The sequence below is a fragment of the Halomonas huangheensis genome, assembly GCF_001431725.1.
In the GTDB taxonomy this organism is placed as follows: domain Bacteria; phylum Pseudomonadota; class Gammaproteobacteria; order Pseudomonadales; family Halomonadaceae; genus Halomonas; species Halomonas huangheensis.
In genome coordinates this window covers 1,611,220-1,627,507 of record NZ_CP013106.1, presented here as the reverse complement: position 1 = coordinate 1,627,507, position 16,288 = coordinate 1,611,220, and the positions used below count along the sequence as shown (strand labels likewise).

Annotated in this window: 19 protein-coding genes; 12 read left to right on the top strand and 7 right to left on the bottom strand. The window is 58.4% G+C overall.

The genetic code is table 11. The features are described 5' to 3' along the window. The 11 genes from lptC (at position 1) to AR456_RS07260 (ending at position 8,291) form a co-directional block, all read left to right on the top strand. Complete coding sequence (gene lptC, locus AR456_RS07310; protein ID WP_021820728.1) at positions 1-591, top strand: LPS export ABC transporter periplasmic protein LptC; 591 nt, start codon at positions 1-3, stop codon at positions 589-591. After that, positions 588-1,121: a lipopolysaccharide transport periplasmic protein LptA gene (gene lptA / locus AR456_RS07305; protein WP_021820727.1), complete on the top strand. Its 534-nt coding sequence runs from the start codon at positions 588-590 to the stop codon at positions 1,119-1,121. The genes lptC and lptA overlap by 4 nt, the downstream gene beginning before the upstream one ends. Next, a complete protein-coding gene (lptB, locus tag AR456_RS07300) occupies positions 1,118-1,843 on the top strand; it encodes an LPS export ABC transporter ATP-binding protein (protein ID WP_021820726.1) in 726 nt (241 codons plus the stop codon). Before lptA ends, lptB begins: the two co-directional genes overlap by 4 nt. A gap of 301 nt (positions 1,844-2,144) precedes the next feature. Then, positions 2,145-3,557 carry an RNA polymerase factor sigma-54 gene (locus AR456_RS07295; RefSeq protein WP_021820725.1) on the top strand — a complete coding sequence of 471 codons (1,413 nt, stop codon included), beginning with the start codon at positions 2,145-2,147 and terminating at the stop codon, positions 3,555-3,557. Positions 3,558-3,716: 159 nt separating this feature from the next. Beyond that, the gene (gene hpf / locus AR456_RS07290; protein ID WP_021820724.1) at positions 3,717-4,025 is read left to right on the top strand and encodes a ribosome hibernation-promoting factor, HPF/YfiA family; all 309 of its coding nucleotides are present in this window, start codon (positions 3,717-3,719) and stop codon (positions 4,023-4,025) included. Between the two features lie 6 nt (positions 4,026-4,031). Next, positions 4,032-4,517, top strand: coding sequence for a PTS IIA-like nitrogen regulatory protein PtsN (gene ptsN / locus AR456_RS07285; protein ID WP_021820723.1), 486 nt, complete (start codon positions 4,032-4,034; stop codon positions 4,515-4,517). A gap of 90 nt (positions 4,518-4,607) precedes the next feature. Next, a complete protein-coding gene (rapZ, locus tag AR456_RS07280) occupies positions 4,608-5,489 on the top strand; it encodes an RNase adapter RapZ (RefSeq protein WP_021820722.1) in 882 nt (293 codons plus the stop codon). 3 nt (positions 5,490-5,492) lie between these two features. Further along, positions 5,493-5,762 carry an HPr family phosphocarrier protein gene (locus AR456_RS07275; RefSeq protein WP_021820721.1) on the top strand — a complete coding sequence of 90 codons (270 nt, stop codon included), beginning with the start codon at positions 5,493-5,495 and terminating at the stop codon, positions 5,760-5,762. Between the two features lie 35 nt (positions 5,763-5,797). After that, on the top strand, positions 5,798-6,331 hold the full coding sequence (locus AR456_RS07270) for a BUD32 family EKC/KEOPS complex subunit (RefSeq protein WP_021820720.1): 534 nt from the start codon (positions 5,798-5,800) through the stop codon (positions 6,329-6,331). A gap of 107 nt (positions 6,332-6,438) precedes the next feature. Beyond that, the gene (gene bioA / locus AR456_RS07265; RefSeq protein WP_021820719.1) at positions 6,439-7,707 is read left to right on the top strand and encodes an adenosylmethionine--8-amino-7-oxononanoate transaminase; all 1,269 of its coding nucleotides are present in this window, start codon (positions 6,439-6,441) and stop codon (positions 7,705-7,707) included. A gap of 272 nt (positions 7,708-7,979) precedes the next feature. Further along, a complete protein-coding gene (locus AR456_RS07260; protein ID WP_021820718.1) occupies positions 7,980-8,291 on the top strand; it encodes a winged helix-turn-helix domain-containing protein in 312 nt (103 codons plus the stop codon). A 7-nt stretch (positions 8,292-8,298) separates the two neighbouring features. Here AR456_RS07260 and AR456_RS07255 read toward each other — a convergent pair whose 3' ends face one another. Next, complete coding sequence (locus tag AR456_RS07255) at positions 8,299-8,565, bottom strand: hypothetical protein (protein WP_021820717.1); 267 nt, start codon at positions 8,563-8,565, stop codon at positions 8,299-8,301. Between the two features lie 147 nt (positions 8,566-8,712). Between AR456_RS07255 and AR456_RS07250 the strand changes: the two genes are divergently transcribed. Then, a complete protein-coding gene (locus AR456_RS07250; RefSeq protein WP_021820716.1) occupies positions 8,713-9,618 on the top strand; it encodes a cation diffusion facilitator family transporter in 906 nt (301 codons plus the stop codon). Between the two features lie 59 nt (positions 9,619-9,677). Here the strand turns inward: AR456_RS07250 and AR456_RS07245 are convergent, their stop codons facing one another. From AR456_RS07245 to AR456_RS07220, 6 genes are all read right to left on the bottom strand, one after another. Continuing rightward, positions 9,678-10,205 (bottom strand): GNAT family N-acetyltransferase, encoded by a 528-nt coding sequence (locus AR456_RS07245; protein WP_021820715.1) that lies wholly within the window; start codon positions 10,203-10,205, stop codon positions 9,678-9,680. Positions 10,206-10,256: 51 nt separating this feature from the next. After that, on the bottom strand, positions 10,257-10,793 hold the full coding sequence (locus tag AR456_RS07240) for a GNAT family N-acetyltransferase (RefSeq protein WP_021820714.1): 537 nt from the start codon (positions 10,791-10,793) through the stop codon (positions 10,257-10,259). A gap of 200 nt (positions 10,794-10,993) precedes the next feature. Continuing rightward, entirely contained in the window at positions 10,994-12,805 is a 1,812-nt protein-coding gene (locus AR456_RS07235; RefSeq protein ID WP_021820713.1) for an acyl-CoA dehydrogenase C-terminal domain-containing protein, read from the bottom strand. A 162-nt stretch (positions 12,806-12,967) separates the two neighbouring features. Next, positions 12,968-13,735, bottom strand: a complete 768-nt coding sequence (locus AR456_RS07230) for an SDR family NAD(P)-dependent oxidoreductase (protein ID WP_021820712.1) — start codon at positions 13,733-13,735, stop codon at positions 12,968-12,970. A gap of 57 nt (positions 13,736-13,792) precedes the next feature. Then, the gene (locus AR456_RS07225; protein WP_021820711.1) at positions 13,793-15,457 is read right to left on the bottom strand and encodes an AMP-binding protein; all 1,665 of its coding nucleotides are present in this window, start codon (positions 15,455-15,457) and stop codon (positions 13,793-13,795) included. Positions 15,458-15,685: 228 nt separating this feature from the next. Further along, a complete protein-coding gene (locus tag AR456_RS07220) occupies positions 15,686-16,252 on the bottom strand; it encodes a TetR/AcrR family transcriptional regulator (protein ID WP_021820710.1) in 567 nt (188 codons plus the stop codon). Positions 16,253-16,288 lie beyond the last annotated feature (36 nt).

Sequence of the window (16,288 nt, the reverse complement as noted above, 5' to 3'; positions counted from 1 at the left end):
ATGAACCTGCGTGCGTTGCGCCCCGGTTTTCGCTTCTGGCTGCTGCTGCTGTTGCTGCTGCTGGGCTTCGGCCTGGCGCTGATCAACCCGCGCGACAACCAGATCCCCAGCGAGATCCCCAACGACCAGGCAGGCGAGCCGGACTATTATCTGACTGACGCTACCCTTACGCGTTTCAATGCTCAGGGGCAGCTCCATCAGCGCGTGACGACGCCACGCCTGGTGCATACACCGCTGGATGATGTTACACGGCTGATGACTCCCGACCTTGCACTGATTGATGACAGCGGTCGTAACTGGGTAGGCCACGCAGACAGAGGCATTCTCGGCCCCGATGGTAACCCCATCACCCTGAAAGGTGATGCCCATCTTGAAGCCCCTGCCGAGAGATGGCAGATGGATACCGAGATCCTGCACTACGACAGCACCACCGGCCACGCCTGGAGCGAGACGCCGGCAGTGCTGCGCCAACCGCCGCAGGAAATGCGCGGCGACCGCTTCGATGCCTGGATCAATGACAGGCAGGCCCGACTGACCGACAATGTGACCGGCCACCACCCGCCCGAAACCAACAAGGAGCCTGCTCAATGATGCGTCCGAGCCCCGCCCCGCTGCTCGCCATCTGTCTCGCACTGGCCGCTGGCCTGACCAGCTCTGCCGTATCAGCGCTCGACAGCGACCGTAACGCCCCGATCCAGGTCGAGGCCGACCGTCTGGATCTCGATGACAGGGCCGGCACCGCCGTCTATACCGGTGACGTGCGCATCCAGCAAGGCAGCATGATATTGACCGGCAACCGTGTCGAGATCCAACGCAATGACCAGGGCGAATTATCGATGGCTACAGCTACCGGTGAGCGTGCCTACCTGGAACAGAAGCCTTCTCCGGAAGAACCCGTGGTCAAGGGCTGGGGACGCAAGGTGGTCTATCATGTCGCCGAGCGCCGTATCGAACTGATTGATCAGGCTGAACTGCACAAGGCCAACGACACCTTTGATGGTGCCTACCTCGAGTACTTTCTGGATCGCCGTGTGGTTCAGGCACGTTCGAGTGCTGACGGTGTCGATGGCACCCAGCGCATTCGCATGACCCTCGAGCCGGAGAATCAGAGCAACCAATGAAGACTCTTCACGCCCGCAATCTGGCCAAGAGCTACAAGCGTCGTCGCGTCGTCCACGACATCAGCCTATCGATTTCCCAGGGATCGATTGTTGGTCTTCTCGGCCCCAATGGGGCCGGCAAGACGACATCCTTCTACATGATTGTCGGACTTGTGCGCGCCGATGCTGGCGAGATTGCCATCGACGATCATGACCTCAGCCGCTCGGCGATGCATGAGCGCGCCCTGGCGGGCATCGGCTACCTACCCCAGGAAGCCTCGATCTTCCGCAAGCTGTCGGTAGCCGACAACATCATGGCGATTCTTGAGACACGCAAGGATCTGGACCGTAAAGGCCGTGAAAAGAACCTTGAGGGCCTGCTCGAGGACTTCCACATCACACACATTCGCGACAACCCCGGCATGAGTCTGTCTGGTGGTGAGCGACGCCGCGTCGAAATTGCCCGCGCCCTCGCCACCGAACCGGCCTTCATCCTGCTCGATGAGCCCTTTGCTGGGGTCGATCCGATCTCGGTCGGCGATATCAAGTCAATCATCCGCCAGCTCAAGGAACGCAATATCGGGGTGTTGATCACCGACCACAACGTCCGTGAAACCCTCGATATCTGTGATCACGCCTATATTGTCGGTGATGGCCAGATCATTGCTGAAGGCAATGCCGACGACATTCTCGCCAACAAACGGGTCCGCGAAGTGTATCTGGGCGAGAATTTCAGGCTATAAGCACCGAGCCTGTGAGCGTCGAGTAACGAGCTATTCAACACCGCCGCATAGAGCACAGACAGAAGCCCTTCGGGATTCAAGATCGAGCGTAGTCGAAAGCTCACCACTTGCGAGGTTACTTACCGCTTATGGCTTACAGCTTATAGCTACCCTCCGCTCCTGGCTTTTAGCTTGGACCAGGCATCCCCACCAGCCTTGCTCAAAAAAGTCAACGCTTTATCGCCATGTTGGCAAGGGACTTGCATGGCATACTTCTGATGAGTAGGGTAAAGCCTTCTGTCATCAGCAACGGACCTCTCGCATGGCCCTGAAGGCGTCACTGCAACTGCGGTTGGGTACGCAGCTCACCATGACCCCGCAACTGCAGCAGGCAATCGCCCTGCTGCAGCTGTCTACGCTGGATCTTCGCCAGGAGATTCAACAGGCCCTTGAGGCCAACCCCATGCTGGAGCTGGAAGACGACTTCGGCGAGCAGACCGCCAGCGAAACACCGGAAGATGACTGGGCCGACGAGATACCGAGCGAACTTTCGATCGATAGCGACTGGTCGGATACCTACCAGGACTCCGGCAGTTCCTCTGCCGGCAGTGGCGAAGGCCCCGACTTCGAACGTCAGGCATCCTCACAGTCATTGCAGGGTCACTTGAGCTGGCAATTGGCAATGCTCGACATCGATGCTGACGACATGCGCATCGCCGAATCACTGATCGATGCAGTAAACATCGACGGCTATCTCAACCAACCGCTCGAAGAAATCCACCAGGGCCTTCAGCAACAAGGATTCGACAAGCTTTCGCTGAAAGAAGTTGAAGCCGTTCTCAAGCGGCTCCAGCTGTTTGAGCCAACAGGTGTCTTCGCTCGCGACTTGCGTGAGTGCCTGTTGCTGCAACTCGACACTCTGCCCCGAGAGACTCCACTACTGCCCCAGGCCGGACGTCTGGTACGTCAGTTTCTCGAAGCATTGGCCAGTGGCGAGCGGCGCCTGCTCAAGCGACGTCTGGGACTCGACGATGACGGGCTGGACAGTGTCATTGAACTGATCCGCAGCCTTGATCCTCGACCAGGCAGCAGCTTCGGCGACAGCAACGTCGACTATGTGGTACCCGACCTGATCGTGCGCCATGGCAGTGAAGGCTGGCAGGTTGAGCTCAATCCAGAAGCCATGCCGCGCCTGCGCATTCAGCCCGACTATGCAGCTCTGATTCGTCGTGCGGACCGCAGCCAGGACAACCAGTTCCTCAAGGATCATCTTCAGGAAGCACGCTGGTTGCTCAAGAGCCTCTCCAGCCGTAATGACACACTGCTCAAGGTGGGCCGTGAGATCATGCTGCGCCAACTGGACTTCCTTGAGCAGGGCGAAGCCGCCATGAAGCCTCTGATTCTCGCTGACATAGCGGAGAAGGTTGAGATGCATGAATCAACCATCTCTCGCGTAACCACCCAGAAGTTCGTACATACTCCGCGCGGCGTGTACGAACTCAAGTACTTCTTCTCCAGCCAGGTCGGCAACGACGGCGATGCCCATTCAAGCACTGCCATCCGAGCCAGAATCAAGAAGCTGGTTCAGGACGAACCTCCACGCAAGCCGCTCTCTGACAGCAAACTGGTGGAGCTGCTGGCCGAAGATGGTGTTCATGTCGCGCGACGGACCATTGCCAAGTACCGTGAGGCCATGCACATACCATCATCCAGTGAGCGTAAACGTCTGCGCTGATCATCGCCCACTGCCCCAGATCGAGCAGTTCTCTACCTATTCCCCATGACCACCAGAACCTCATCTGTCAAGGCTTGATAAGGACTTGTGCTCAGGGGGTTTGCAAGGCGGCAAAAAGGGTTACAATCGATCTACCATTGCTAGAGCAAGGAGCCTGTCATGCAAGTCAATATCACCGGCCATCACGTCGAACTGACCGACCCGCTGCGTGACTATGTACAAGAAAAGCTCGCTCGAGTGGAGCGTCACTATGACAACATCACCAATGTTCAGGTGACGTTATCTGTAGAAAAGGAGCGCCAACTTGCTGCCTGTACACTCCATGCTGCCGGTGCTGACCTGCATGCCGACGCCCAGGATGGCGACATGTACGCTGCCATAGATGCACTAGCCGACAAGCTTGACCGCCAATTGGTCAAGCACAAGGAAAAATCTCAAGCCCGTGCCCAGGGCGCTGGACTTCGCTGATTCCTCATGACATTGGATGCCATTCTCCCTCCCGAGCGCACGCTGTTCGATGTGCCGGGAGGTAGCAAGAAGAGGGTGCTGGAGTTCTTCAGCACCTTCATCGCCCAAAACACGCCTAGCCTGGATAGCCAGGAAGTATTCAGCCGCCTGATTGGCCGAGAACGCCTCGGCAGTACCGGGATCGGTAACGGAGTTGCCATTCCGCATGCGCGTAATCCGCATTGCAAGGCACCGATCTCCGGGTTTCTAAAGCTGGCGGACCCCATTGATTTCGATGCGATCGACGGAGAACCCGTTGATCTGATCTTCGTGTTGCTGGTGCCCGAGGAAGCCGACGAGGCTCACCTCGCCCTACTCGGCCAGGTCGCCGGCGTGATGAACGACGCGGAGACTCGCCAGCGGTTGCGCCAGGCTGGCTCACAGCGCGAACTGCACGAAAGGTTGCAGGAGGCTATTCTTCGCAGTGCCTCCGCCCGGGATAGCGACGGCTGAGTACCGGCTGCCGCTGCGCCCTTCCGTCACCGTCATTTTGTCACTCATTGCCAGGCATCGCCCTGGCGACCCTTGAGCGGGAGACTGTAAATGCAACTCGTGATCATCAGTGGCCGATCTGGTTCAGGCAAATCCGTTGCATTGCAGGCGCTTGAGGATCTGGGTTTCTATGCCATCGACAATCTCCCGGCCATGTTGCTGGGCTCGCTGGTCGGCGAACTCGAAAACGGACATTCGAAGCGCATCGCTGTCAGCATTGATGCTCGCAATCTTCCGGAAGCTCTGCAGCGCTTCCCAGCGATGCTCGAGGAATTCAGGCAAGGAACTCTGCACTGCCAGGTGGTGTACCTGACCAGTGATGCAAGGATACTGCTCGAACGCTACTCCCACACTCGACGCCGCCATCCGCTGACACGCTACAGCGACATGACGCTGGCCGAAGCCATCGATAGTGAAGAGCAGGCACTGTCCGGTATCCGTGACGTCGCGGACCTGGTGATCGACACCACACGGCTATCGGTGCATGAGCTCCGAGCCAGAATCGCCGAACAGGTTGCTGGACATACTGCAGGCCGTCTGACGCTGACAGTGGAATCCTTCGGCTTCAAGCGTGGTGTACCACCGGACGCCGACATCGTCTTCGATGCGCGCTGCCTGCCCAATCCTTACTGGGACCCTACATTGAGGGACTCCACCGGATGCGACCAGGTCATCATCGACTTTCTTGAAGACTATCCAATCGTCGCTGAAATGCAGACGGATATACTTGCCTGGGTACAGAAGTGGTTGCCGCAGTATGAATCCAGCCAGCGCAGCTATCTGACCGTTGCCGTTGGCTGCACCGGAGGCCAGCATCGCTCGGTGTATCTCGCCGAACGCATCGCCAGGGCACTCGCTGCCCAACAGTCTCGTGTACGTCTGCGCCACCGGGAACTCGGTCAACAACGCCTCCTCGACTCAACCGGAGACTAATGCATGCCGAGTCGCCAGCTCACGCTGACCAACAAGCGTGGCCTGCATGCCAGAGCCGCCACTCGACTGGTACAATGTTGCCAACCCTATCAATCCAGTGTCACAGTCCGTCACGGCACACTTTGCGGTGATGCCAGCAACATCATGTCTTTATTGATGCTGGCCGCTCCCTGTGGCACCGAACTCACCATCGAAGCAGAAGGCGACGATGCCGAAGCCGTACTCGACGCGCTGGAAGCCCTGTTTGACGCACGCTTTGATGAAGATGCCTGATCACCCTATGGGTCAGGCGTAGATCAGGAACTTCCATGTCATTGCAATTGATCCAGACCGGAAAGTACTCCCGTGTCGACTACGACCCGGACCAGGATGCTTTCATCAAGACCTTTACCCCCAACACCCGAGACAGATGGCGCTATCGCCTGGGCATTCGCCGCTATCCAGGCTACAACTTCCGTCATGTCGCCAGACGCCTCGAGGCGCTGGGCATCTCCACACCGGAAATCCTCTCTGTAGAGCGCTATCGACTGGTTACCGCGAATATTCACGGCACTCCCCTGCATGACGAGATCTGCAATGACCCGCAGCTGCAGACGCAGTTTGTCGAGATACTTGTCACTCTCTTCGAACACCGCATCCACTGCCGAGGGTTGCATACCAACAATTTTCTGGTCAGTGAAGGCGATATCATCGCCATCGACCTGGACGCCTACAAGGCGCCGCGTTTCTTCCACTACTCTCGCCAGGAATTCATCGACTGCCTGAGCCGCTCGCTCAAGGGCAAGGAAGCCTTTCTGTTCCAGAACTTCCTCAAACGCCTCGACAGGAGTCAGGATCGCTGACAATCCTGATTCAGCAACGCCAGCACAGCAGGTACATCCGGCAGCGAGAATGGTAAACTCACCAGAGAGAAGAAAGCTTACCACCCCCCATACTCCCAGGAGCCGTGATGTCCTCTGCTGTCTGGCACCCCTACGCCCATCTCGCCACCCAGTCTCCAGCCCCCTTCGTCGTTGGCGGCAAGGGCACACATTTCCACCTGTCCACTGGGGAAGAGTTACTCGACGCGACCTGCTCCTGGTGGTGCATGATTCATGGTTACAGCCACCCTCGTCTGGTGCGTGCCATCCAGCAACAGGCAGATACTCTGTGCCACGTGATGCTCGGTGGTCTAACCCACGAGCCGGCAGATCAACTGGCCAGTGAACTGGTGCGCATCACTCCGGATGGCCTGAATCATGTGTTCTTTTCCGATAGTGGCTCGGTCGGTATGGAAGTGGCGATGAAGATGGCTGTGCAGTATCACCATCTGCGGGGTCGACCGGAAAAGCACCGCATGCTCTCGTTGATGAAGGCCTATCACGGTGACACTGCGGGATGCATGGCAGTGTGTGATCCCGAGGAAGGCATGCACTCGCTGTTCTCCGGCTACCTGCCCCGTCATCACTTCGCGCCGGCTCCCGAAGCCGGCTTTAACGCCCCAGGTGAGGCTGTCGCCCGCGACCTGGCAGCACTGCGTGCCGTGTTGGAACAACACCATGAGCAGATTGGTGCGTTACTGATGGAGCCGCTGTTGCAAGCTGCCGGCGGCCTCAACATGACCTCCCCGGATTACTTGCGTGGCGCCCGCAAGCTATGCGATGAGTTCGATATCCTGCTGATCTTCGATGAAGTCGCCACGGGTTTCGGTCGCACCGGCAGCCTTTTCGCCGCCGATCACGCCGATGTGTGTCCCGATATCATGGTCTTGTCCAAGGGACTGACCGGCGGCTACCTGGGGCACGCGGCGACCCTGGCCACAGATGCGGTACACGATACTTTCATAGGCGATAGTCCACTGCATGCTTTCATGCACGGCCCAACGTTCATGGGCAATCCTCTGGCCTGCCGCGTTGCGCTGGAGAGCCTGAAGGTTTTCGAGGATGACGATTACCTCGCTCGCATTGCCCGACTCAACGGCATTCTGCGTGAACACCTTGCCGGCGATGACGAATTGCGCCATCACCCTGATGTCGCTGATGTGCGGACTCTAGGAGCCACGGGAGTGATCGAGGTTCATGATGAATCACGCCTCGCCGGGGTTGCTGCACAGGCTCGTCGGAGAGGGGTCTGGCTGCGTCCGTTCGGCCGCTGGCTCTACACCATGCCAGCTTACATCACCAATGAAGAAGAGATGCAGCGCATCATCCATGCCATGAAGGAGCCCTTTACCGGATAAACTCCTTCACACAGTAACAAGGCATATGTTGGCGTAGGTACTGCCCCTCCAGTATCTACGCCGTCACCGCGATGATCGAACTGCACGGCGATGCGCAGTATTAGCCCTGGAGACAGTATTACCCCCGGACCGTACGCATAGTGCGCTGATACAATGGAGATGAAAGGATCACGACGGATGACGGCCAGCAACGGCTCCCATATGTGCTCCCCTGATATAGCCGTCCCCGGTCAATCTGGCTGCAACGCCGAAATACCCCTCGGAAGGTAACCATGACAGCCCTCAGCAAGACACGCAGCAGCTTCTATCGGCGTCTATATGTGGCTCATCTCATCGACCAGGGCATCACCAGCATTCCCGCGTTGGTGAAGGCCACTGGCATGCCACGGCGCACTGCTCAGGACACGCTGACAGCGCTGGAAGAATTACATATTGAGTGCCGATTCATTGCCGAACCAGGTCAACGTCACAATATCGGCCACTATGCCATCGAAAACTGGGGACCAATCGATCCACAGTGGGTCGGCGATCATGCCCACCAGCTACGCGAGGCGCTCGATTATCCGCCGATCGACTCGGTGTGAACGGCCATCAGTCGAATGGCCAAAGCGATAGTGGTGTTTCGACATCGCCCCTCTCGGGCAATATCCGCCATATCTGCTGACCACACTCCGTGCACCAGGCAAGCTTTTGCCCATTCATATCTCGCTCATCGAGCAGCCCCTGGGCCAGTTGCAGGTCCTCCTGACGCCAACGCACCTGCCCCGACTGCGAATCGATAGCCAGAGCAGTACCTGTTGCCAACAGTGCGACTTCGCCACAACAGCACTCACCACGGTAGTAGGGGCCATTGCTCATGCCATGCTCCTCATCTATCCGGTGCGCCCTCACCCAGGCACACATGCTGGGCATCTTTCCGCCCGGGCATTCCCACACCAGGCCTCTCTCAAGCAGACTCTCATGTATAGTAAGTAGCTTGCCTGACGAGGAATTCGAGAACCAGCCATGCAAGCCAAACTGGAACAGCGCGCCCTGTTGATTTCTATTGTCATGACCTTATTGGTCGCCGGTCTAGGTGTTGCGGTCGGTCTTTACGCGGGCTCGCAGTCGATTCTGTTCGACGGTGTCTTCTCGACCATTGATGCGGCCATGTCGGGATTAGCGCTACTCGTCTCGCGGCTGGCGGTAAAAGAGGCCTCACGACGCTTCCAGCATGGTTATTGGCACTTCGAACCGATGGTGGCTGCTCTCAACGGCTCGATTCTGTTACTGCTGTGCTTCTATGCGTTTCTCAATGCCATTCGTGGGCTACTGTCCGGCGGGCATCCATTGGAGATCGGCGCAGCCATGCTCTATGCACTGGTCGTGGTGATCATCTGTAGTGCCATGGCAGGCTATCTCAAGAGAATCAATCGTCGCGCCGACTCCGAGTTTCTGCGCATTGATCACAAGAACTGGTTGATGGCCGCGATGATCACCGCAGCGCTTCTGCTGGCATTCATCATCGCCATGCTGCTCCAGGATACACAACTCGCTCACTGGACACCCTATGTCGACTCCGCGCTGTTGGCAGTACTGACACTATGCTTCATCCCGGTACCGATCGGCATCATTCGCCGTGCAATGAAAGAGGTCTTCCTGATCGCCCCCAGCGCTGTCGACCGTGAGGTCCAGGCTGCCATGGAAGGCGTAATGCAACGCGATGGAGTACTGTACTACTACAGCCATGTAGCCAAGAGTGGTCGTGGGCACTTCATCGAGATCCATATCGTCACTTGCCCGGATTTCTCCGCCGGACGCGGCGTGATCGAGATGGATGAGATCCGCGAGGAGATATCCTCACGGCTATCGATTCCTCCTCAACGGCGCTGGTTCACGGTGGCCTTCACTTCCGAGGAACGCTGGGCCTGACAGCCGTCCCGCTCTTCACACCCCCGCTCTTCACACCCCCGTTCTTCCAGCACAGGGCATCACTGGCGTAAACGTGAATAGACCCTATGATCCAGCGGCTGACCGTTGACCCACTCGCACTCGCGTAGACACCCCTCGAACTCGAATCCGAGCCGTTCAGCAACAGCGCGACTGCGCCGGTTACCCACGGCACAACGAATTTCCAGTCGATGTAGGCTCAGTTCGCTGAAGCCGATGTCCACCAGCGCAGCGACACACCGCGTCATCACTCCCTTGCCGACGTGCTGCTGATGTAGCCAGTAACCCAACGATGCCCAACGATGCTCCTTGACAATACGGTTGAAGGAACAGGTACCGATCAACGTCTGCGACTCGATGATCGCAAAATGCCAGGCAGTGCCCAGTCGTCGCTCCGTTCGAGCTGCCGTAACAAAGACTTCGGTGTCATCGCGACTGAGCGTGCTGTCCACCCAGGGTAACCAGGTGCACAAGCTACTGCGGCTATCATCCACCGCCAACCACAATGTGCGGACATGCTTCTGGTCCAGGGTTTCGATGTGTAGATCAGGGGTAATCCGGTGAATCATGCATAGCCCTCCATGGCCCTTGTCACAGATATCCGTGGCATCAGCGAGAACTCAACCCAAAGCGGCCATGAACGCGGGATGATAATTCAGCTGTCCATGCGGCCACTCCTCCCTCCGCGGCCACACCAGAAGATATTCGGCGGGCACATCGGCGAAGAGCATCCCGGTCGCGGTACGAAACCCGAAGCGTTGATACCAGCCGGGATCTCCGACCAGCACACACCCTGATGCGCCGATATGGCGCAGGTGCTCGAGCGCCGTATCGACCATGCGGGCGCCGATCCCCTGCCGTTGATGCGCAGGCGCCACCGCTATCGGCCCCAGGCCAAACCATCCGGCATCGACAGCCCCGATACTCACAGGCGACAGCGATAGCTGGCCGACAAGGCGGCTCCCTCGCTGTTCGATGATCTCGGCCACCCAGGACGTCAATACTCCGACATCACGCAGGCTCTCGACGATCCGTGCCTCATGGCCACTGGCATGAGCAGCACCGGCAAAGGCCTGGTCGACAAGATGGCGGATATCGGCCGCATCAGCAGCACGCTCGGGGCGAATCTTGAGGGAAAGTGCAGAAGGAGATGTCATCGTCCTGCCTCGCAATACTCGGAGTCCAGCCACCATGATCCTGCGCCGGAGGAAGGCTGTAAACGATAACCGGCTGCCATCATCCCGGTACCGAGTCACAGCCGGGAGCGAAGCATAAAAAAGGCGGCAGGAGAAACCTGCCGCCAAACCACTGGCCAGACCCGGCCGAGAGAGTAATTATTTCAAGGTGAGCCAGGCACTTATATCTCAAACCCCAAACCGAAATCATCGGCATCCATGGCCATCAGCGACTCGGCGCCAGCCTTGATCATCTGTGCATGAGCACGAGTGCGTGGCAGCAGACGCTGGAAGTAGAAGTGCGCGGTATCGAGGCGCGCACGATAGAAGGCGGCATCCGAGGGCTCGGAGGCCAACGCCTGCTGCGCCACCTGTGCCGAGCGAGCAAACAGATACGCAAGGGTCACATAACCGGAGTACATCAGGTAATCCACACTGGCTGCCCCCACTTCCTCGCGATCCTGCATGGCGCGCATGCCAACATCGAGGGTCAGTTCTCCCCACTCGGCATTGAGGCGCGACAACGGCTCGACAAGGCCCTTCAGCGACTCATCGTCTGCCGCTGACTTGCAGAAACGGTGAATCTCACGGGTGAACAACTTGAGGCTTTCTCCTTGGCTCATCAACACCTTGCGACCCAGCAGGTCCAGCGCCTGGATACCGGTGGTACCTTCGTAGAGACGCGTGATACGCGCATCGCGCACCAGTTGCTCCATTCCCCATTCCTGAATGAAGCCGTGACCACCGAATATCTGCACACCTTCATTGGCGGCCTCGAACCCCACCTCGGTGAGGAAGGCCTTGACGATCGGCGTCAGCAATCCCAACAGTGTCTCTGCATGCTCACGTTCAGCCGCATCATCACTATGCTCGGTAACATCCACCAATTGCGCCGCGTACAGCACCAACATGCGACCGCCCTCGGCAAAGGCCTTCTGGGTCAACAACATACGGCGAACATCAGGATGCACGATGATCGGGTCCGCGGGTTTATCGGCGGCCTTCGGCCCGGACAGCGCCCGCATCTGCAAACGGTCACGTGCGTAGCTCAGGGCATTCTGGAAACTCATTTCGGCCACACCCAGCCCCTGAATACCGACGCCGATACGTGCTGCATTCATCATCGTGAACATACACGACAGCCCCTTGTTGGGCTGCCCGACGAGGAAACCAGTGGCCTGATCGAAGTTCATCACGCAAGTGGCATTACCATGAATGCCCATCTTGTGTTCCAGCGAACCACAGGCGACCGAATTACGTTCACCCGGCTGGCCTTCGGCATTCGGCAGGTATTTCGGAACAATGAACAGCGAGATGCCCTTCGAGCCTTGAGGAGCGTCCGGCAACCTGGCCAGCACCAGGTGCACAATGTTGTCGGCTAGATCATGGTCGCCAGCAGAAATGAAGATCTTGGTGCCACTGATTACATAGCTGCCGTCAGCATTGGCTTGAGCACGTGTCTTGATCAAGCCGAGGTCGGTACCACAATGCGGTTCCGTCAGGCACATGGTGCCCGTCCAGATTCCTTCGACCAACGGGGCCAGGTAAGTGGTCTTCTGCTCTTCGGTCCCGTGTGCCCGCAATGCATCAGCGGCACCGTGCGAGAGCCCGGGATACATTCCCCAGGCCAGATTGGTAGCACAGACCATTTCCGAGAGCACCATCGCCAATGACTGGGGCAGGCCCTGACCACCGTACTCAGGATCCCCGGCCAATCCCGGCCAGCCACCTTCAACATAGCGCTGATAGGCATCGCGGAAGCCCTCCGGCGCCTTGACCTCGCCATTCTCCAGCCGACATCCCTGACGGTCTCCCACCTGGTTCAGAGGCAGCAGCTCCTCGCGGCAGAAACGCGCGCCTTCCTCGAGGATTGCCGCAACAATGTCCGGGGAGGCCTGCTCAAGCCCCGGCAACCGAGCATAGTGACCAGGGTAGTCGAGCATCTCGTCCATGACGAAGCGCAAATCACGTAGCGGGGCCTGATAGTCGGGCATTGTTGTACTCCTGTGCGGTCAAAGCGACCAACGTAGCCGAAAGCTGGCGGCGAGCTGGGGCATTGCCGTCACTCGATGTCGCCATTCAAACATTCGTTTGAAAATAGCGGGTCCAACGAGCCCTGGTCAAGCGTTCGTTTCAAATTCATCAATAATCCGCCACTACTGCATGCGGATTCCACCATCCAGACGAATCACCTCACCATTCAACATCGGGTTGGTGATGATCTGTTCCGCCAGACGAGCAAATTCCTCGGGTCTGCCAAGACGCTTGGGGAAAGGCACTGCCTGCTCCAGCGCGGCTACCGCATCATCCGGGATATCGCCCATCATCGGCGTCTCGAATACCCCGGGTGCAATTGCCATCACCCGAATACCATGGCGCGACAACTCACGTGCCGCCGGCAAGCTCATGCCGACGACTCCTGCCTTGGAGGCGCTATAGGCGCACTGTCCGACCTGCCCATCGAAGGCAGCCACCGAAGCGGTATTGATGATTACCCCGCGCTCACCGTCTTCTCCAGATGAGTTGGCCGCCATGGCAGCCGCTGCCAGTCGCATGACATTGAAGGTCCCGACCAGATTGATCTGTACCGTGCGCGCGTATGCCTCGAGGTCCGCCGGTTGTCCCTGCCGATCCAGCAGTTTGGCGACACTGACCACTCCGGCGCAGTGAATCACACCCGCCAGCCCCTTCTCACCGCCATGAGCTACTGCCGCGTCAACCGCCGCCTGCATGTCTTCAGCCGAAGTGACATCGGTACGCACGGCAATCGCCGCCGCTCCCAGTCGCGCGGAAAGATCCTCGATGGCATCACTGAGGTCGCAGAGCACTACCCGCCCCCCTTCCTCAACCAGTCGCTCGGCACAGGCTGCACCGAGCCCTGAAGCAGCACCGGTAATCAGGAAGGTTCTAGACGCTATGTACATCGTTATTCACTCCTTGGAACTGCTTCCCGACGACCACTCTCGCCGAGACAGCACAATTCATGCTCCCGAGGCGGCATCTGCCCGTAGTTTGAAGCGCTGAATCTTGCCGCTCGGGGTCTTGGGTAGGGCATCGACGAATTCGATAATGCGGGGATAGGCATGGCTCGAAAGCCGCTCTCGTACCTGCTGGCGAATCTCTTCCGCCAGTGCATCGCTGCTCTCGAAACCGTCGCGCAGAACAACATAGGACTTGATGATCTCGCCACGAATCTCATCCGGCTGGCCCACCGCAGCCGACTCCGCGACTGCAGGATGCGTCAACACCGAGTTCTCGACATCGGTGGGGCCCACGCGATACCCCGCCGTGGTGATGATATCGTCATCGCGTCCAGCAAACTGGAAGCTACCGTCTTCGTTACCCACCACCACATCACCGGTCAGATAATAGCCGTCCACGAAGGGATCCTTCTCCTGCCAGGTATATCCGCAAAAGAACATCACCGGTGAGCGCGCCACATCCACCGCCAGTACGCCCGGCTCACCCGCAGGCAACTCTCGATACTCGGCATCCAGCACCACCAGCCGATATCCCGGCATCGGCACTCCCATACCACCATGCTCGCGCACATGCTCCAATCGGTGATGGTTGTTGCAGACCATGCCGGTTTCGGTCTGACCATAATGGTCCATGACGGGACAACCCAGTGCTTTCGCCACCCAGTTGACGACCTCGGGATTGAGGGACTCCCCCGCAGAACTGGCGACCCGCAGACACAGTCCGGCTTCGGCCTGCTCGAAGATTCCGGAGGCTTTCATCAGGCGGTAGGCGGTAGGAGCGGCGGCAAAGTTGGTGATCGCGTGGCGCTGCATGAAGGCCAGAGCGCCTTCGGCGGAGAAGCCGGCTTCACAGAAATGGGTAGTAACGCCCAGCAGCAAGGGGCCGGTAATCGCATAGTAGAGCCCGTAGGCCCAGCCGGGATCGGCCATGTTCCAGAAGCAATCATCCTCACGCAGGTCAATGGCCAGTTCCATGTAGAGATGAAACGCCACCAGAGCCGACAATGGAACCGCGACACCCTTGGGCTTGCCGACGGTACCGGAAGTGAACATCTGCAGAAAGGGAGCGTCGCTCGGTAAGCGTGGTGGTGGCGTCGCGAGTGCAGGGCTCGCCATCGCCACAGACCAGTCCAGATCCTCCTGATGAGTGCTATCGGGGCCGTCGACAGACAACACCGGAGGGCAAGTGGAGAGCGTATCAAACTTGCTGCGGTTGGCAGTATCGGTGATCACCAACTTCGTATCGGCTCGCGCCAGACGGAATTCCACCGCATCCGATCCAAACGCAGTGAACAACGGTTGATACACCGCCCCCAATCGCCAGCTGGCCAGAACTGCGATCAGCAACTGTGGTGAGCGCGGCAACATGCAGGCCACGCGATCACCGCGCCCGATACCCCGCTGCGCCAACCAGCCTGCCAATCGAGCACTGCTTGAATCGAGCTCAGCGTAGGTCAGCCGAGTGACGGTCCCATCCATCGCTTCATGGACAAGCGCCTCGACATTCCCTCTTCCCGCGCGCACATGCTTGCCACAACAGGACTCATAAGCGTTGAAGCATCCATCCGCATGGTCATCGAGGCGTGCAATCACGTCCTCGATACGGAAATCGGTCAGATATTCGGCATAGTCGGCTGCGCCGCTCGGGCTGGTTTGGCTGGTCATGTGATGTCCTCATGAATAGTAATTGTTGGACTGGTTCTACGATTGCTGGGCCGGTGCTGTAATTGTCGGATAGCTTCAGCGCTCTCGCGCCGCATATTCCGTTGACGTAAACGTTAACTTTGCAAGCGCCGATTACAAGCTAGAACCTTCCGAACCAGCACACAAGGACGCCTCGCCTGGACCATGGTCGGAGACCAGGCATGACCAGTGTATGAAGGTTACAGCGAATCAGTGGCCCTGAGTGATCATGGACACCAGTTCGTCGGCCAGTTGATCCGGCTGACGTGGCCCATCCGGGTCATACCAACGCACTGTCCAATTGAGAGCTCCGAGAACAAACCGTGCGACCAGGGGTCCATCTCCCTTGACCAATCCAGCCTGGATCGCGTCATCAATGACCTCGTTCCACAGCTGTTCATAAGCATCACGCAGATGAGTAAGGTGCTCACGGGCTTCGCCATCGAGGCGCCGCCATTCGTACAGTGCCACCACGTGAGCATTGCGATCGGTCAGTAGTGTTTCGAGGTGGGCCCTGGCCAGCGCATGAAGCCGCGCCAACGGATCGGAGTCACTACGTCCGAGTGCCTGCCGAGCAAGCAGCAATGCGTTCTGCGTGCCCTCCTCGATCACAACGGCCAGAATTTCCTGCTTGTCGCGGAAATGATGGAAAAGGCTGCCGGACTTGATACCCATTTCCTGCGCCAGCATCCGCACAGTGGTGCGATCAAAACCTTCCTGGACGAAAAGCTGAGCGGCGAGACGGGTGAGTTCCTTGCGGCGGGGCGAGTCATTCATTACATTCATCCGCAGTTACACTAGCGCTTGCTTGGT

Bases quoted from the DNA above. Each gene is read 5' to 3' on its own strand.
- AR456_RS07245 (WP_021820715.1), bottom strand. From the start codon at position 10,205: ATGATTCACCGGATTACCCCTGATCTACACATCGAAACCCTGGACCAG.
- rapZ (WP_021820722.1), top strand. From the start codon at position 4,608: ATGCAACTCGTGATCATCAGTGGCCGATCTGGTTCAGGCAAATCCGTT.
- hpf (WP_021820724.1), top strand. From the start codon at position 3,717: ATGCAAGTCAATATCACCGGCCATCACGTCGAACTGACCGACCCGCTG.
- AR456_RS07295 (WP_021820725.1), top strand. From the start codon at position 2,145: ATGGCCCTGAAGGCGTCACTGCAACTGCGGTTGGGTACGCAGCTCACC.
- AR456_RS07220 (WP_021820710.1), bottom strand. From the start codon at position 16,252: ATGAATGACTCGCCCCGCCGCAAGGAACTCACCCGTCTCGCCGCTCAG.
- AR456_RS07235 (WP_021820713.1), bottom strand. From the start codon at position 12,805: ATGCCCGACTATCAGGCCCCGCTACGTGATTTGCGCTTCGTCATGGAC.
- AR456_RS07240 (WP_021820714.1), bottom strand. From the start codon at position 10,793: ATGACATCTCCTTCTGCACTTTCCCTCAAGATTCGCCCCGAGCGTGCT.
- AR456_RS07230 (WP_021820712.1), bottom strand. From the start codon at position 13,735: ATGTACATAGCGTCTAGAACCTTCCTGATTACCGGTGCTGCTTCAGGG.
- AR456_RS07255 (WP_021820717.1), bottom strand. From the start codon at position 8,565: ATGAGCAATGGCCCCTACTACCGTGGTGAGTGCTGTTGTGGCGAAGTC.
- AR456_RS07260 (WP_021820718.1), top strand. From the start codon at position 7,980: ATGACAGCCCTCAGCAAGACACGCAGCAGCTTCTATCGGCGTCTATAT.
- AR456_RS07275 (WP_021820721.1), top strand. From the start codon at position 5,493: ATGCCGAGTCGCCAGCTCACGCTGACCAACAAGCGTGGCCTGCATGCC.
- bioA (WP_021820719.1), top strand. From the start codon at position 6,439: ATGTCCTCTGCTGTCTGGCACCCCTACGCCCATCTCGCCACCCAGTCT.
- lptC (WP_021820728.1), top strand. From the start codon at position 1: ATGAACCTGCGTGCGTTGCGCCCCGGTTTTCGCTTCTGGCTGCTGCTG.
- AR456_RS07270 (WP_021820720.1), top strand. From the start codon at position 5,798: ATGTCATTGCAATTGATCCAGACCGGAAAGTACTCCCGTGTCGACTAC.
- AR456_RS07225 (WP_021820711.1), bottom strand. From the start codon at position 15,457: ATGACCAGCCAAACCAGCCCGAGCGGCGCAGCCGACTATGCCGAATAT.
- ptsN (WP_021820723.1), top strand. From the start codon at position 4,032: ATGACATTGGATGCCATTCTCCCTCCCGAGCGCACGCTGTTCGATGTG.
- AR456_RS07250 (WP_021820716.1), top strand. From the start codon at position 8,713: ATGCAAGCCAAACTGGAACAGCGCGCCCTGTTGATTTCTATTGTCATG.
- lptA (WP_021820727.1), top strand. From the start codon at position 588: ATGATGCGTCCGAGCCCCGCCCCGCTGCTCGCCATCTGTCTCGCACTG.
- lptB (WP_021820726.1), top strand. From the start codon at position 1,118: ATGAAGACTCTTCACGCCCGCAATCTGGCCAAGAGCTACAAGCGTCGT.